This window comes from Vibrio chagasii (assembly GCF_002954585.1).
GTDB lineage: Bacteria > Pseudomonadota > Gammaproteobacteria > Enterobacterales > Vibrionaceae > Vibrio > Vibrio chagasii_A.
The window spans coordinates 951,208-967,631 of record NZ_MSCI01000002.1; the positions used below are offsets into that span (position 1 = coordinate 951,208).

The 16,424-nt window shown below is 44.1% G+C and carries 13 protein-coding genes; 9 read left to right on the forward strand and 4 right to left on the reverse strand.

The features are described 5' to 3' along the window. The first annotated feature begins 6 nt into the window (after positions 1-6). The gene (locus tag BTO10_RS12530) at positions 7-1,161 is read left to right on the forward strand and encodes an amino acid permease (RefSeq protein WP_374955528.1); all 1,155 of its coding nucleotides are present in this window, start codon (positions 7-9) and stop codon (positions 1,159-1,161) included. Between the two features lie 92 nt (positions 1,162-1,253). On the opposite strand, the gene BTO10_RS12535 is transcribed toward BTO10_RS12530, so the two are convergent. From BTO10_RS12535 to BTO10_RS12545, 3 genes are all read right to left on the reverse strand, one after another. Next, positions 1,254-2,615 carry an L-serine ammonia-lyase gene (locus tag BTO10_RS12535; protein WP_004741556.1) on the reverse strand — a complete coding sequence of 454 codons (1,362 nt, stop codon included), beginning with the start codon at positions 2,613-2,615 and terminating at the stop codon, positions 1,254-1,256. A gap of 121 nt (positions 2,616-2,736) precedes the next feature. After that, positions 2,737-3,990, reverse strand: coding sequence for an aromatic amino acid transport family protein (locus tag BTO10_RS12540; RefSeq protein ID WP_105024719.1), 1,254 nt, complete (start codon positions 3,988-3,990; stop codon positions 2,737-2,739). 309 nt (positions 3,991-4,299) lie between these two features. Next, positions 4,300-4,899 (reverse strand): CoA pyrophosphatase, encoded by a 600-nt coding sequence (locus BTO10_RS12545; protein ID WP_105024720.1) that lies wholly within the window; start codon positions 4,897-4,899, stop codon positions 4,300-4,302. Positions 4,900-5,166: 267 nt separating this feature from the next. Between BTO10_RS12545 and BTO10_RS12550 the strand changes: the two genes are divergently transcribed. Next, positions 5,167-5,709 carry a heme NO-binding domain-containing protein gene (locus BTO10_RS12550; RefSeq protein WP_105024721.1) on the forward strand — a complete coding sequence of 181 codons (543 nt, stop codon included), beginning with the start codon at positions 5,167-5,169 and terminating at the stop codon, positions 5,707-5,709. A 1-nt stretch (position 5,710) separates the two neighbouring features. Then, positions 5,711-7,426, forward strand: a complete 1,716-nt coding sequence (locus tag BTO10_RS12555) for an ATP-binding protein (RefSeq protein ID WP_105024722.1) — start codon at positions 5,711-5,713, stop codon at positions 7,424-7,426. A 134-nt stretch (positions 7,427-7,560) separates the two neighbouring features. On the opposite strand, the gene pabB is transcribed toward BTO10_RS12555, so the two are convergent. Next, positions 7,561-8,937 (reverse strand): aminodeoxychorismate synthase component I, encoded by a 1,377-nt coding sequence (gene pabB, locus BTO10_RS12560; protein WP_105024723.1) that lies wholly within the window; start codon positions 8,935-8,937, stop codon positions 7,561-7,563. A gap of 520 nt (positions 8,938-9,457) precedes the next feature. Between pabB and BTO10_RS12570 the strand changes: the two genes are divergently transcribed. The 6 genes from BTO10_RS12570 to rimJ all read left to right on the forward strand — a co-directional run bounded on the left by BTO10_RS12570 (position 9,458) and on the right by rimJ (position 16,291). After that, a complete protein-coding gene (locus BTO10_RS12570) occupies positions 9,458-10,975 on the forward strand; it encodes a fumarate hydratase (protein ID WP_105024724.1) in 1,518 nt (505 codons plus the stop codon). Positions 10,976-11,139: 164 nt separating this feature from the next. Then, the gene (locus BTO10_RS12575; RefSeq protein ID WP_105024725.1) at positions 11,140-11,325 is read left to right on the forward strand and encodes a hypothetical protein; all 186 of its coding nucleotides are present in this window, start codon (positions 11,140-11,142) and stop codon (positions 11,323-11,325) included. 208 nt (positions 11,326-11,533) lie between these two features. Beyond that, entirely contained in the window at positions 11,534-12,907 is a 1,374-nt protein-coding gene (locus BTO10_RS12580; protein WP_105024726.1) for a YcjX family GTP-binding protein, read from the forward strand. Positions 12,908-12,922: 15 nt separating this feature from the next. Next, complete coding sequence (locus BTO10_RS12585) at positions 12,923-13,996, forward strand: YcjF family protein (protein ID WP_105024727.1); 1,074 nt, start codon at positions 12,923-12,925, stop codon at positions 13,994-13,996. Between the two features lie 144 nt (positions 13,997-14,140). Further along, on the forward strand, positions 14,141-15,685 hold the full coding sequence (gene tyrR, locus BTO10_RS12590; RefSeq protein WP_105024728.1) for a transcriptional regulator TyrR: 1,545 nt from the start codon (positions 14,141-14,143) through the stop codon (positions 15,683-15,685). An 18-nt stretch (positions 15,686-15,703) separates the two neighbouring features. Continuing rightward, complete coding sequence (rimJ, locus tag BTO10_RS12595; RefSeq protein ID WP_004741545.1) at positions 15,704-16,291, forward strand: ribosomal protein S5-alanine N-acetyltransferase; 588 nt, start codon at positions 15,704-15,706, stop codon at positions 16,289-16,291. The last annotated feature ends 133 nt before the right edge of the window (positions 16,292-16,424 follow it).

Here is a 16,424-nt window from a genome sequence, read left to right on the forward strand (position 1 = left end):
AAGACAATGAATATTAAAATGATGGGTAGCTCCCTAATTATCGCTGGTACCGCTCTCGGTGCTGGTATGCTTGCAATCCCAATGGTATTAGCTCAATTCGGATTGCTTTACGGCACAATGCTAATGGTTCTGATCTGTTTCGGTACCACTTACGCGGCATTACTACTTCTAGAAGCAACCATCAAAGCGGGTGGTGGCTTAGGATTAAACTCTATCGCTAGAAAGACACTTGGAAAACAAGGGCAACTTATCACCAATGGTCTGCTTTACGCGTTGCTGATTTGCTTGCTAATGGCTTACATCTTAGGCGCGGGTGACTTGCTGAGTAAGTTGCTGTCTAACTTTGGTATCGATCTTACCGCGACAACAAGTCAAATCACTTTTACCCTGATTGCAGGCGCTGTTGTGGCAAGTGGCACAGGTGTAATTGATAAGCTCAATCGTGCACTGTTCTTCGTGATGCTGGCAAGTTTGTTTGCAACGATGGCATTTTTAGCACCAAGCATGACGCAAGCTAACTTAATGCAGGTAACGAGTCACAATCACGTTGACTTAATTAAAACGAGTGCAATCTTGTTCACCAGCTTTGGCTTTATGGTCGTGATTCCAACTTTGGTTTCTTACAACCATGAAGCGACCGATAAGCAGCTTCGTAATATGGTAATCGTAGGCTCTCTTATTCCTCTAGTGTGCTACCTATGTTGGTTGTTTGCTGTGGTAGGTAATTTGAGTGAAGAGCAGTTTAGAAGCTTCCACAATGTCTCTGACTTGATGGCTGCATTTGAAGCTCAGTCACCATGGGTTGGCACCGTGCTATCTATCTTCACAGGTTTGGCTCTGCTGACTTCGTTCTTTGGTGTGGCTATGTCGCTATTCAACCAAAACCGAGACATGTTCAACCAAAATACGGCGGTGACTTACTGCATTAGCTTTATCCTGCCATTAGCGGGTTCACTGCTGGCTGCGGATAAGTTTCTACAAGTGCTGAACTACGCTGGTATCATCCTTGTGTTTTTAGCGGTATTCGTTCCTCTGGTAATGGTTCACAAGCAACGCTTTATGAAAGTAGCAGAAGACAGATACAGTGCGGAAGGTGGCAAGCCAATGTTGCTTTTCTCATTGCTGTTTGGCTGCTTCTTACTTATCTCTCAAGTGATTTAACTTGCTGTGACCGACAGCAGCTGATATCGAGACATAAAAAAAGGAACGCATATGCGTTCCTTTTTTATTGCTTGTTTGTTAGCGAGAGTCGATTAACAAACAACCTTAACAGCCAAACCACCTTGAGATGTCTCACGGTATTTAGCGTTCATGTCTTTACCTGTTTCTAGCATTGTTTCGATAACTTTATCTAGAGAAACAGTAGGAGCAGAAGAACGACGAAGTGCCATACGAGTTGAGTTGATTGCTTTTACAGCAGCAATACCGTTACGCTCGATACATGGTACTTGTACTTGGCCAGCAACTGGGTCACATGTTAGACCTAGGTTGTGCTCCATTGCGATTTCCGCAGCCATACATACTTGCTCAGGACTACCACCCATAAGCTCAGCAAGACCAGCAGCAGCCATAGAACATGCCACGCCAACTTCACCCTGACAGCCAACTTCTGCACCAGAGATAGAAGCGTTACGCTTGTATAGACCACCGATAGCGCCAGAAGCCGCGAAGTAACGAATGTAGTCTTTCTCAGTCACAGTTTGGATGAACTTATCGTAGTAAGCCAGAACTGCAGGGATGATGCCACATGCGCCATTTGTTGGTGCAGTAACTACACGACCGCCAGCTGCGTTCTCTTCGTTTACTGCGAATGCGAACATGTTTACCCAGTCAACAACAGACATTGGATCGTTTGTTGTTTTTTCTGAAGTCATTAGCTGTTGGCGAAGTGCAGCAGCACGGCGAGGAACACGTAGTGGACCAGGCAGGATACCTTCAGTATTCATGCCGCGATCCATACACTCACGCATTGTTTTCCAAATGTTTGCGAAGTAAGTACGAGACTCTTCGTCAGAGTGGAAAGCTGCTTGGTTTTTCATAACCAGTGTGCTGATAGAAAGACCGCTTTCTTTACACTGGTTAACTAGCTCTTCAGCTGTTGTGAATTCGTAAGGTGCTTTGATTGGGTTTTCTTCTTCTTTGCCGAAGTTCTCTTCGTCAACGATGAAACCGCCACCAATTGAGTAGTAAGTTTTTGAGTATGCAACTTCGTCATCAATCCACGCGTGGATGCTCATGCCGTTCTCGTGTAGAGAAAGGTTGCTAGTATGGAAGTTCATACCACCATCGCGAGGGAACGAAACTGTGTGACAGTGCATGCCAACAGGAAGGCGTTCGGTTTCTTCTACGCGAGCGATAAAGCCCGGAATAGAATCGATATCAACACGCTCAGGAGTATTGCCAGCAAGACCCATGATGATTGCGATATCTGTGTGGTGACCTTTCCCTGTCAGTGATAGTGATCCATATACGTCCACGGTGATTTTAGTGATGTCGCGCAATTTTCCCATTGAACGTAGGTCATCAATAAATTCTTTACCCGCTTTCATTGGTCCAACTGTGTGCGAGCTCGATGGACCAACACCGATTTTATAGATATCAAATACACTAATCATAGCGATTACCTCAAAAAGAGAGCCTCCCAAGGGGAGTAGGGAGGCTCATTTATTATCATTATATTTTGTGTCTAATCTCGCGATATAAGATGAAAGGCATCTTATAAAAGCTGCTTATAGATTAAAGAGCGCCGTAGATTACAGAAGTAATAGCCGCTAGACCACATAAAGCTGTAAAGATTTGTACAGGTGCTGAAGTTTTGTACTTAGCCATTGCTGGTACTTTGTTCATCGCGAATACAGGCATTAAGAACAGGATAGCTGCAATCATTGGAGCACCCATTGTTTCAATCATGCCTAGGATGCTTGGGTTTACTACCGCAACAATCCAAGTAGTCACAACGATGAACGCTAGAGATACCTTCTCGATAGTGCTTACTGAAGAACTAGAGCGAGACTTGATTAAACCAACAAGACCTTCGTGAGCACCTAGGAAGTGACCGAAGTAGCTAGAAGTGATTGCTGCGAATGCTACTAGAGGACCCATGTAAGAGATAAGCGGAGACTCGTGAACGTTAGCTAGGTAAGAAAGTACAGAGATGTTCTGTGCTTGTGCATTCGCTAGTTGCTCTGGAGATAGAGAAAGTACAACAGAAAATACGAAGAACATTACAAAACCCATTAGCATCATTGCTGCGCCGCCAGTGATAGCGTCAGTTTTCTTAACTGCGTTTTCACCGTATACACGACGTTGCTCTTTAGAGAACTGAGAAATGATTGGGCTGTGGTTGAAAGAGAACACGATGATTGGAATTGCTAGCCAGATAACAGAAGGCATTGTTGACCATTCAGGCGTTACTTCCATCATTGAAGTGTTCCACTCTGGAACTAGGTAGAAAGACAGTGCCAGTAGAATGAATACTAGTGGGTAAACCATTGCTGAAGTTGCTTTCAACATTAGATCTTTACCGAATACAACACCTGCTGTCATTGCAAGGATAAGAGCACCAGAAAGAAGAGGACGAGGAATAGATTCCATACCCATTTGGTTTACTAGGAAAGAATCAACAGTGTTTGTGATACCAACACCGTAAATTAGAACGATTGGGTAGATAGCGAAAAAGTAAGCGAAAGTAATAAGGTTTGCGCCAGTCTTACCGAAGTGCTCTTCTACTGTATCTGTAATGTCAGCTTCAGGATTTTTTGCAGACAGTACGAAACGTGCTAGAGATTTGTGTGCGAACCAAGTCATTGGTGCAGCAATAAGAGCTAGGATAACTAATGGCCAAAAGCCACCCGCACCAGCTTTAATTGGAAGGAATAGTACACCAGCACCAACTGCTGTACCGAATAGTGATAAACACCAGGTAAAATCTTTATAGTTAAACTTGCTCGAGTCTTTTACGGCATTTGCCGAAGAAGTTGTTGTGTTCATGTTAAATTACTCATTTTTTGGGAACAGGAAATAAGTCGGGGCTAATTTTGCAGAATTTTCGTCGGCAAAAAATAGATCTAAATCATGTAATGAAACGGCGTGTCACATGATATGCGAAAAACGGATTTTTGATCACGAAAATGGCGTGCTACATGTGATTTATGTTTATGTGTGATATTAGTTTATCTTATCTGAAAGGAGTGCCTGTACAGAATTATACCAAGTAAACGATTGCGTAAAGTTGCATTAATAAATCTGTTCTATACGAAGCGTGTTATTTGTTAATAAAGGTGAAACAAAACGTAGTTGCTATGTGGTTTGTGGCACTACATGCTGCTGCATATATTGGATGATTTGTGCTGTGAGGCCCCATATAAGGTGCTCCTCGAAGGGCATCGCGAAAACACGATGTTTGATTTTCTTGAAGTTGAAAATGTGGCTGTGCAATTTTGTTTGGTCTAAAACATAGGTGGCCGGAACCTCAAAAATGGAAGCGACTTCGTTCTGATCAATGATGGGTTTATAGTCGGGCTCGACTAATGCGACAATCGGCGTAACAGAAAATTTACTAATAGTACTCAAGGTAGGTAATTGCCCAACAACTTTAACCTGATCCGATCTAATTCCCACCTCTTCATGAAGCTCTCTGAGTGCAGTAAATTGCATAGATGGGTCGGAGAGCTCATGTTTCCCTCCTGGAAAGCTCACTTGTCCTGGGTGATGTTTTAAATGGGCTGCTCTTTTAGTAAAAATGACGTGTAAACCACCTTCCCTTTCTACTAAACCAACTACCACTGCCGCTTTTCGCAATTCCTCACTACTGATATGAGAAACGCGATCAAAGGACTCCGGGTGATAGCCAACAGGTGGGTTTAGTTGAAACTGTTGTAGGAAGTTATTTCGGTTCATAGCTTGCCAATATATTGATTAATATTGCCTTAAGTATAGACTCAACCTTTCGCGTAATACCAATCTAACTGGTAAGTACGATATAGGTTATCGGTGAGCTAGAACGCTCAATATTGTTGATTTTTGCTATATTTGAAGTGAGCATCTAGATGAGTATCCGTTATTAATGTCATAAAATAAGCTGAAAACTCCTATTTTTTTTATTAAGAATTTGATAGCAAAGACTTAGTAGACCACTCTAAAAAGAAACAAAAGATAAGGTATGAGATGAAAGGAATCATATTCACCGAATTTTTGGATCTTGTTGAAGATAAATTTGGACTAGGGCTGTTGGAAGAAGTGCTAGAGATGTCTGAAGACGAAGGTATTTACACCTCTGTTGGCAGTTATGATCACAAGGCCCTGGTTAAGCTTATTATTAACTTGAGCAAAAAAACGGACATTGATGCCGCTACTTTACAGCGCGTGTTCGGGCAATCCGTGTTTAAGAACTTGCTAGCTTCGCTACCTGACAAAGCCAGTCTCACACACAGCAATACTACCTTTCAATTTGTCCAGCACGTTGAGCGATACATTCACGTTGAAGTAAAAAAGCTTTACTCAGATGCTGAGCCACCTGAGTTTAGTTTTATCACTACGACGGAAGCTGAACTAGTTTTCGATTATAAAAGCGCACGATGCATGTCGCATGTCTGTTTAGGGTTAATTGAAGGATGTGCTGAACATCATGGAGAATCGATTACGGTGGAAATGACGCCTCAGAATGATGACCAAAGTGTGGTTAGGTTTAATCTCAAAGTAGAAAAATAATATGGATCCGGCCTCTGCCTTAGAGAAGAAACTAAAGCGCCAAATAGCCGCCCGCAAAGCGGCTGAAGCTCTGTTGGAGCAAAAAAGCCTTGAGCTGTTTGAAGCCAACCAACAGTTGGAGCTTGCTCTGCGCCAGTTGGAAAAACGTTCCAACGCGAATATTCGTCGTATCGAGTTTCAAGAGCAAATCGATAATCTATTGATAGATTTCGGTCGCGCGTTTCTTCGAAGCGACTTAGATGATGTGATGCTGTCTCAACTGACCACAAACGTGACCAACAGTTACCTGATTGAAGCTAGCCGCTTAATATTGCCATTAAAACTACTCCCACAGCTTAAAACTTACGATTATGGTGATGCATCGGTTGGTGATTTCGACCAAGAAATCGTAGAAACCCAATGGGAAGGTGATTTACTCACAGTACCACTTGAAGTTGAGAAGGTTATCGTTGGAGCATTGATCGTCAAGGTCAACCTATCTGAACAGGATGTCGACTTTATAGAGAGCCAACTCTTATTGGTCACAGATCTTATCTGCAGTGCCATTACTCACCAATTAGCCATCAATCGAAATATTGAGTCTCGTAAGCGAGCTGAGGAATCTGAAAGGGCCACGCGCGATTTTGTTGCGATGATTAACCATGAGCTAAGAACCCCGCTCAATGGTTTATTGGGAAGTGCTGAATTAATCAGTGATACCGAGCTCAATAGTTCCCAACGAGAAATCGTAAATAATCTAAGTCAATCAGGTGAGTTTTTAAGAAATATCATTAATGACTTATTGGACTACAGTAAAATCAATGCAGGTATGCTGGAGTTGATCCCGAAAAAGTTCTCTTTGCATAACTTAAGAAATACGATTGAGAGTATCTTTACCAATCGAGCGATTGAGAAACAACTCGACTTCAATATTAGCGTGGCTTCAGACGTCCCGTCACACTTTAAAGGGGATTTAGAGCGTATCACTCAGTTATTTGTAAATCTTATTGGTAATGCGATTAAGTTTACCGAGGAAGGGCATGTAAACGTTGATATTGAATGGCGTGACCAGCACTTCGTTTTCTCTGTAGAAGATACTGGAGTCGGTATTGCTGAGTCTGCTTATAAAACGCTGTTTGAACCCTTTACCCAAGCGGATAACTCAAGTAGCCGTAATTATGAAGGTACCGGGCTAGGTTTAGCGATTTGCCGTAAGCTCGTCGGCTTGATGGATGGTGATATAGGTGTAACCAGCATTGTTGGTGCAGGGACGATATTTACCATTTCAGTTCCCCTCCAAGTTATCGATGTTCCTGATGGTAGCGATACGATTTCCAAAGGGGTTGAATCTGAAGTTGAACTTTCATTGCTGAAAGTGTTGGTGGTTGATGATATTAAGATGAACCAGATCATCATTCAGCAGATGCTACGAAAACATAAGATAGAGCCAGTGATTGCAAGCAACGGTGTTGAAGGAGTAGAGCTCGCGTTAGACACAGAATATGACATAGTGTTTATGGATTGCCGGATGCCACTCATGGATGGCTTTGAAGCAACGGAGACACTCAGAGAGAAAGGTTATTCTAAGTCTATTGTCGCGCTTACGGCAGGGACTACGTTGGAAGAACGTGAGCGTTGTATTCAATGTGGGATGAACGACATCCTCAGTAAGCCTTATACGGCTAATGACTTAAAAGAAATGCTTAAGAAGTGGGGGGGGGCTATCACTACGTCATAGTTGATGACTGCATAACAGCTTTAGCAAAACGTTTGGAAAAACAAAGCCGAAGTGATCATCGCGATGACTTCGGCTTTTTATACTTTTCGTTTGGGCTTAGAACTTGTACTAAGCGGTCAGTAAACTGGCGTCGCTTAGCACTCTTCCAGTACAGGAAGGATTCGACTTAGTTTATCCAGCGTTTCTTGGTATTCAGACGCACAATCACTATCGAATACCACACCACCGCCTGCCCAAGCATAAAGCGTGTTGTGTTCTGCCACTAAGGTTCGGATGGTAATACTGGTGTCCATTTTGCCATTTCGGCTGATGTAACCGATACTGCCACAATATGCTGAACGTCGATGTGGCTCTAGCTCCTCGATGATCTGCATCGCACGAACTTTAGGGGCGCCGGTAATAGAGCCGCCTGGGAAACAAGCTCTTAATAAGTCTGTCGCAGAATATTGGTAATCAAGGTCAGCTCTGATGGTGCTTACCAAGTGGTGCACAGCAGGGAAGCTCTCAATATCGAACAATTTAGGGACATGAACCGTTCCTGGCTTTGCCACTCGACCGATATCGTTACGAAGTAAATCTACAATCATCAGGTTTTCCGCCTGATCTTTATCTGCGCTCGCTAAGTCTTGTGCGTTAGTATCATCAATCACTTGGTCATCAGAACGAGGGCGAGTGCCTTTGATCGGCTTAGTCTCAATCACATTGTCTTTCAGTTCTAAGAAGCGCTCAGGTGAGACACTGATAATGGCACTGTTGGCTAGACGGATGAAGCCAGAAAACGGAGCGGAGTTATATTGCTCAAGCTTTTCGTAGGCCAACCATTCGCTGCCTTGGTATTTTGCATTGAAGCGCTGAGCCAAGTTGATTTGATAGCAGTCACCAGACAGTAAATATTCTTGGACGCTCTCAAACTTATCTGCGTAGCTCTGCTCGCTCATGTTCGATCGCCACGGTGTTGTCAGGCTAAACTCTTCAACCGTAGGTTGAGTTTCTTGCTGTTGAGATAACCAATCCCAGTGTGCTTCTATGTTTTGCCCAACCACATAAGCTGTCTTCAACTTGTGGTCAACCACAATCGCCCACTCGTAAAGACCCACCGCCATATCGGGTGCATCAATATCACGTGTTGAAGTGGTCGGAAGCGTTTCTACTCTTCGACCCAAATCGTAGCTAAAGTAGCCTAATGCACCACCGATGAACGGCAACTCAGAGTGCTCATTTGTGGCTGGTAACAATTGCTGCTGATAGTGGTTTAGCAGTTCGAAAGGATCGGAGTCTGAAACATCACACGTCTCTTTAACATTAATGGTGGTTTTTGCATCGATTGTTTCGAAGGTGGCGATGGGTTGAGCAACTAAAATGTCGTATCGACTATCAACGTGGCTTTCTGAAGCAGAGCGTAATAGCATTGCCCACGGCAGGTTTTCGATATGAGAAAACAGCTGTTTAGCTAAAGTTGATTGATATTCAAGCGGCTTGATTTGGATAGCGCGAAATTCGTTGTTATTCATTTGTTTAATTTGTGACAAAGAGTTCGATCACTGCATGGCTTGTGAGAGGAAGCAAGAGTATCATAAATTGAAAATAAAATGGGTTCTTGATTAGGGCGTGTTGATCTTTCGAGCTGATTTTTGCAGCGAGTTGCTGGGTATTTATACAAGGCAGAGGCGTCGACGTGTAGCTAGCCTACATTAGAGGCCGATAACGTAGTAGAAATGACCAGCAAACGCTGCCCGAAGGGTTCGGCTAAAAGCGTTTTACTCTTTGTTGAGGGAGATTTGCTTAGAGTGACTAGGCTACTTCCCCCTCGCCGCGATTAAAACGCTTTTATCTCGAACAAAATTGAACCACGAAAGGTCTACACGCCCTAGAACATTGTAATCCAAGTGGTTTAGTTTAAAGCTATGCAAGCGATTGCTAAAGCAACTAAATACAGCTCAACATTATAAAAAGCTAAACCTACTGATCTCATTTAGCGTTATTCGTTAAATAGTGAACCCACATGGAACTAGAACAATAAAGAGGCATGCAATGACGGTTATTCGTAAGCAAGATGTGATCAGCAGTGTCGCTGACGCACTTCAGTATATTTCTTATTATCACCCTTTAGACTTTGTCCAAGCCCTAGAAAAAGCGTACGAGAAAGAAGAGAGCCAAGCAGCTAAAGATGCTATCGCTCAGATTCTGATTAACTCACGTATGTCTGCGGAAGGTCACCGTCCTATCTGTCAGGATACAGGTATCGTTACTTGTTTCGTGAACATCGGTATGGATGTGAAGTGGGAAACGGATCTAACAGTACAACAAATGGTTGATGAAGGCGTTCGTCAAGCTTACAACAACCCAGATAACCCACTGCGTGCATCTGTCCTAATGGACCCTGCAGGTAAGCGTATTAATACTAAAGACAACACTCCTGCGGTTGTTCACATTAATATGGTTCCTGGCAACAAGGTTGAAATTCAAATCGCGGCGAAAGGCGGCGGTTCTGAGAACAAAACTAAGATGGTTATGCTAAACCCTTCTGATGACATCGCAGAATGGGTAGAGAAGACGCTACCAACGATGGGTGCAGGTTGGTGTCCACCGGGTATGCTAGGTATAGGCATCGGCGGTACTGCTGAGAAAGCGGCGGTACTGGCGAAAGAGTCTTTGATGGAACACATCGATATCCAAGAGCTTATCGAGAAAGGTCCTGAGAACGCAGAAGAAGAGCTTCGTTTAGACATCTTCAACCGCGTAAACAAACTAGGTATTGGTGCACAAGGTCTTGGTGGCCTAACTACCGTTGTTGATGTGAAGATCAAAACAGCACCAACACACGCCGCGTCTAAGCCTGTTTGCCTAATTCCGAACTGTGCAGCAACACGTCACGTTCACTTCACACTAGACGGCAGCGGCCCAGCAGAGCTAACGCCACCTAAACTAGAAGAGTGGCCAGACATCACTTGGGAAGCGGGTGCAAATACACGTCGCGTGAACCTTGATGAAGTAACCAAAGAAGACGTTCAAGAGTGGAAGACGGGTGAAACGGTTCTTCTATCAGGCAAAATCTTAACGGGCCGTGATGCAGCGCATAAGCGTATTCAAGGTATGCTCGAAAGCGGTGAGGGTTTACCTGAAGGCGTCGATTTTAAAGGTAAGTTTATCTACTACGTAGGCCCTGTGGATGCAGTCGGCGACGAAGCGGTAGGTCCTGCGGGTCCAACAACGTCAACACGTATGGATAAATTCACTGACATGATGCTAAACGAAACAGGCATCATGGGTATGATCGGTAAGGCGGAACGTGGCCCTGCTACGGTTGAATCAATCAAAGAGCACAAAGCGGTTTACTTGATGGCTGTAGGTGGCGCGGCTTACCTAGTTGCAAAAGCAATCAAGAAAGCACGTGTTGTTGCGTTTGAAGATCTTGGTATGGAAGCGATTTACGAGTTTGAAGTTGAAGACATGCCAGTAACGGTAGCGGTTGACTCATCGGGCGCAAACGCTCACCAGATCGGCCCTGACACGTGGAAAGTGAAAATTGCCGAAGCTGAAAAAGCTTAATCAACCGAAGTCAAAAAGTCGTAATTGATGCTGAATCTAGCGTTTGAATTGCAAGTTTTGATAGAAAGTTAAAGACAAAAGTGCAGCATTATCTGCACTTTTGTCTTATTATCAATGATATAGTGATAAACACATCGTTTGATATAAGAACATAGGAGATAGGAATGCCTCGTTTTATTCATATCCTACAAATTGTCTTGGCAGTGGTGATTGGTAGTTTCATTGGTTACGATTTGATCTTGCACGGAATCAGCATCTTTAACGAAAAATACGTAACCATTACATGTGTATTATGGTTGATTGCTGAGATAGCACTGTTTGTTATCTACAAACTCATAGAAGACGATTAGTCTGCTATTCATGAAAAATTTCAAAGCCCCTGATTATTAATGTAATCAGGGGCTTTTATTCATCTAGCATTAAGAATGGATATTGCATACTCACTACTATTAGCGAAAGAACAAGCAACAGCATACAAACTAGCCCAATAGGGAAAGAACATAGGCTTGCCTCTATATCATCATAACCAGCTTGCCTAAATATCACGGAGTCGTTCAAATGAAACACCTAACTCAAGAAATGAGTGACTTTATAAGCAGAGGAACGGATTCTCATATTAGAGTAGCGGTCACGGGTCTGTCTCGTGCAGGTAAAACAGCATTCATTACCTCGTTGGTTAACCAACTTCTTCATACTTCTACTCATAAGAATTTACCGCTTCTCGCATCCGCGAGAGATGGAAGAATTATTGGTGCAAAGCGCATCCCACAACATAACATGATGATTCCGCGTTTCTCTTATGACGAAGCGATGGAATCATTAAATGGTCAGCCACCAGAGTGGCCAGTACCGACACGCGATGTCAGTGAAATTCGCTTGGCCATCAAATACAAGCCGGCAAAAGGCGCGAAGAAGTTACTGAGTAAAAACAGCACCCTTTATCTCGACATTGTTGACTACCCGGGTGAATGGTTACTTGATTTACCGTTACTAGATATGGATTTTGAAACGTGGAGCCAATCTCAGTTTGCGGCATTAAAAGGTGACAGAGAAACTTACTCGCAAGAGTGGAGTGCAATGCTTGCCGACGTTGACCTGTTGGCTGAGGCTGATGAGAAGAAACTGGTTAACATTGCGGATAGCTACACTCAGTATCTCCATACTTGTAAGAGCAATGGACTACATTGGGTGCAACCGGGACGATTTGTATTACCTGGTGAGCTTGAAAGCGCGCCTGTGTTGCAGTTTTTCCCATGCGCAGCACCAGAAGGTAAATTCTCAAAAACAAGTAACTATGCGGTGCTGAAAGCTCGCTATGAAGAGTACCAACAGAAGGTTGTTAAAGCGTTCTACAAGAATCATTTCTCAACCTTCGACAGACAAATTGTGCTGGTGGATTGTTTGCAGCCACTCAATGCAGGTTACGACTCTTTCATGGATATGCGTGGTGCACTTGAACAGTTATTGAAGAGCTTTAAATATGGCCGAAGCAATATCCTGAGACGCTTGTTTGCTCCGAAGATCGACAAGATCCTGTTTGCAGCGACTAAGGCAGACCATGTAACACCAGATCAGCATCCAAACTTGGTGTCACTGTTGCAACAGATGGTACACCCAGCGTGGCAACAGGCGGCGTTTGAGCATATCGATATGAGCTGCATGAGCATCGCTTCTATTCAAGCGACCAGCGCAGGTTATATCTCGTCGGGCTCGGGCAATGTGCCAGCGCTGCAAGGTGTTACTTTGGATAACGTTCCCCAGACTATGTATCCGGGTGAGGTGCCTCGCAAGCTGCCGAACAAGCAGTACTGGGAAACTAACCAGTTTGATTTCACGAGCTTTAGGCCAATGGAGCAACATTCTGATGAACCTTGCCAACACCTAAGAATTGATAAGGTTTTAGAGTATCTCATTAGCGATAAGTTGAAGTAATTGAGGCAATAAAAGATGAGTGAATTAAAAACAAAGCAGGTCTTTAATGAGCCGCTGAAGACCTCTTTTGATGACAGTGATAATGCTTTGGGTAAACAAGGCGTGGGCGAAGCGAACCCAGAATTAGGCGCCCAGCAGTTGTTTACGGAACAAGAGAAGTTTGTACCCGTTGCACCACAGGTTGAGAGCGAGCTAGATGGCGAAGCCGAGCAACAACTGGAACAGATCATTCGTCCAAGTAAAAAGAGAAAGTGGTTGGGCTCTGGCTTAATGGTTGCTTTCGCAGGCTTAGTGGGCTGGCAAGCGATTGATTCTGTCGTCACGGCGGTTCAATCAGCCGATTGGCTCGCGCTCGGTTGGGCTGGTTTTATCGCGGCAATCGCTTCATTGGGCTTAGGTGCAATTGGCAAAGAGCTGTGGAAGCTACGCTCATTGAAAGATCACTTTAGCGTACAAGAGCAGAGTGAAGAGCTACTGCAGAGCCAAAGTGTCGGTAAAGGCAAAGCGTTCTGTGAAAACATCGCTAAGCAGGGCGGCATTATTGCGGAGTCTCCGGCGTTCGATAAGTGGAGAAACAGCATCAACCCTGCACATAGTGATGCCGAAGTGTTGGATATGTACGATGCATTAGTTGTTGCTCAGCAAGACAAAGTGGCGACTCAAATCGTTACTAAGTTTTCGACTGAATCGGCAGCCTTGGTTGCGGTGAGTCCATTAGCAGCGGCAGACATGTTGCTGGTGGCGTGGCGTAATTTCACCATGATAGACAAGCTAGCTGATGTGTACGGCATTGAACTTGGATACTGGTCTCGCATTAAGCTGTTCAAGTTGGTATTAATCAACATGGCAGCAGCTGGTGCCAGTGAACTCGCGATTGATGCAAGTATGGATTTAGTTTCCATGGATCTGGCTGGTAAAGTCTCAGCGAGAGCGGGGCAGGGCTTGGGTGTTGGTATCCTGACTGCACGATTGGGTCTAAAAGCCATGACATTACTTCGCCCTATGCCTTGGCATAATGAACGTAAAGTAAAACTGGCCGACATGCGCAAAGCTGTCCTTTCTGAAATAAAGCGTATCACCCTCAAATAAAACGTACGTCTTTGAAACAAAATGTATGACATTGAGTGGTTTGCGAGCGAAGAGTAAACATATGTTTACTCTTCTTCTTGACTGAACTCAGACCTTAATTCACACTACTGTCAACTTATCCTGACACCTATAATAGGACTATTTGTGCGTCTTGAAGTATTGTGTGAAGACCGACTCGGCTTAACGCGTGAGTTGCTCGATATCTTGGCCTCAAAAAGCATTGATTTACGAGGAATCGAAATCGATGTTAAAGGCATTATTTACCTGAACTGCCCTGATATTGATTTTGATGCTTTTAGTGAACTTATGGCTGAAATTCGTCGAATTTCAGGTGTAAAGGATGTACGAAAAATACAATTCATGCCAAGCGAAAGGCACAACACTGAGCTGATCGCTTTGCTGGCTAACCTACCTGATCCTGTGATTGCGATTGACCTTAAAGGCTCAGTCGATATGGCAAACCACGCTGCACTCAACCTATTTGGCAAGGAAGAAGACGAAGTGATTGGCGAACCACTCGCATCCTTCGTGCCTAGCTTTAACTTTGGTCGTTGGATCGAAGGTGAAGTCACACGCCACCGTGAAGTTGTTGTGTTGGACGGTTTAGATTTTTCTATTGAAATCCTACCTATCTATCTGGGTGGTGACGTCAACGAGCCTGTGCTTGCGAGCGCGGTTATGACGATTCGTTCTTGCAACCAAGAGATGAATACGCCTGATGCGATTCCTGAACAGAACAACTTAGGCTTTGAGCATTTTGTTGGTGTTTCTAATCGCCATAAAGCGTTAATCAGCCAAGCAAAAAAACTGGCGATGCTAGATCAGCCTCTGCTGATTGAAGGTGATACAGGTACAGGTAAAGAGATGTTGGCGAAAGCGTGTCATAACCGCTCGAACCGCTCATCTTTCCCATTCTTGATTCTGAGCTGTGCATCGATGCCTGATGACGTAGCAGAAACCGAGCTGTTTGGTCACGCCCCAGGTTCATTCAACCATGAACAAGGTCATAAAGGCATTTTCGAACAAGCCAATGGCGGTACCGTATTTTTAGATGAGATTGGCGAAATGAGCCCGCATCTACAAATCAAACTGCTTCGCTTCCTACAAGATGGTTCATTCCGTCGTGTGGGTGAAGAGGAAGAGATGCACGCTGATGTTCGTATTATTGCGTCAACGCGTCACCGTCTTTCTGAACTTGCTGATTCAGGCTCGTTCCGTGAAGACTTGTTCTATCGCTTGAATGTACTGACGCTCTCTATTCCAGCATTGCGTGAACGTTCTAACGACGTAGCACCATTACTAGAACTGTTCGTAGCTAAATACGCACAACAGCTTGGTATGTTGAAGCCAAAGTTTACTCAAGAGTTGATCGACCAACTTGGTAACTACCAATGGCCGGGTAACATTCGTCAGCTAGACAACATGGTATTACGTGCGCTTACTGAACTGGATTCAGATACGCTAACGGTTGAGCAGTTCCATTTGCCTCAGTTAGAGACCATGACAACAGGCATGGCGAACTTGAGCTTAGATGGCTCTCTGGATGAGATCATGAAAGACTATGAGTCTCAGATTTTGGAGAAGCTTTACCAGTCATTCCCATCAAGTCGCAAGTTAGCCAAGCGTTTGAACGTGTCTCATACCTCTATTGCGAATAAACTTCGTGATTACGGTATTAGAAAGAACTGATCGAATAAGACCTAAATTATGGAAGATTTGAGCACACCGGAACGCATTTACAAGCGAGATGGAAATCTGATTCTACGTACCGCTGAGATAGACGATGCGACTATGATCAGTGAGTACTTCCAAGTGAATCGAGAGTATCTCAAGCCTTGGGAACCGATTCGTGAAGATGCATTTTTTGAGAGAACAGGCTGGGCACAGCGACTAATTAAGCTAAACGAGCTTCATAAAATGGGGCTCGGCTACTACTGTTTATTGATTAATGCCGATACTAACGAAATGTTAGGGACTATCTCGTTCAGTAATTTGTCTCGTTTCCCGTTCTATGCGTGCAACGTAGGTTATTCACTCGCAGAGCAAGCCCAGGGCCATGGCTACATGCGCAGAGGCCTCAGCATGGCGAAAGACTACATGTTTGACGTGCAGAACATGCATCGCCTAATGGCGGGTTATATGCCTCACAATGAACGAAGTGCGGGTGTACTTGAGCATCTAGGCTTTGTACGTGAAGGTTTTGCTAAAGATTACCTACAAATTAACGGTAAATGGGAAGACCACATACTGACAGCGCTCGTCAATCCTAACTGGGAAGATAGACGCAACATTTAGACAACGCAGTCTATAAGCTCACAAGCGAGCAGCGATTAAAAAAGGCAGCGAATATTAAGCGTTGCTGTCTTTATTAAAAGAACATAGAGCGATGGTTGAACCATCGGCCTGAGAAGAAATTTGAGGAATTTTG

What these genes read in the sequence shown, in the direction of transcription:
- BTO10_RS12530 (WP_374955528.1), top strand. Translation starts at nt 7, where the DNA reads ATGAATATTAAAATGATGGGTAGCTCCCTAATTATCGCTGGTACCGCT.
- BTO10_RS12535 (WP_004741556.1), bottom strand. Translation starts at nt 2,615, where the DNA reads ATGATTAGTGTATTTGATATCTATAAAATCGGTGTTGGTCCATCGAGC.
- BTO10_RS12540 (WP_105024719.1), bottom strand. Translation starts at nt 3,990, where the DNA reads ATGAACACAACAACTTCTTCGGCAAATGCCGTAAAAGACTCGAGCAAG.
- BTO10_RS12545 (WP_105024720.1), bottom strand. Translation starts at nt 4,899, where the DNA reads ATGAACCGAAATAACTTCCTACAACAGTTTCAACTAAACCCACCTGTT.
- BTO10_RS12550 (WP_105024721.1), top strand. Translation starts at nt 5,167, where the DNA reads ATGAAAGGAATCATATTCACCGAATTTTTGGATCTTGTTGAAGATAAA.
- BTO10_RS12555 (WP_105024722.1), top strand. Translation starts at nt 5,711, where the DNA reads ATGGATCCGGCCTCTGCCTTAGAGAAGAAACTAAAGCGCCAAATAGCC.
- pabB (WP_105024723.1), bottom strand. Translation starts at nt 8,937, where the DNA reads ATGAATAACAACGAATTTCGCGCTATCCAAATCAAGCCGCTTGAATAT.
- BTO10_RS12570 (WP_105024724.1), top strand. Translation starts at nt 9,458, where the DNA reads ATGACGGTTATTCGTAAGCAAGATGTGATCAGCAGTGTCGCTGACGCA.
- BTO10_RS12575 (WP_105024725.1), top strand. Translation starts at nt 11,140, where the DNA reads ATGCCTCGTTTTATTCATATCCTACAAATTGTCTTGGCAGTGGTGATT.
- BTO10_RS12580 (WP_105024726.1), top strand. Translation starts at nt 11,534, where the DNA reads ATGAAACACCTAACTCAAGAAATGAGTGACTTTATAAGCAGAGGAACG.
- BTO10_RS12585 (WP_105024727.1), top strand. Translation starts at nt 12,923, where the DNA reads ATGAGTGAATTAAAAACAAAGCAGGTCTTTAATGAGCCGCTGAAGACC.
- rimJ (WP_004741545.1), top strand. Translation starts at nt 15,704, where the DNA reads ATGGAAGATTTGAGCACACCGGAACGCATTTACAAGCGAGATGGAAAT.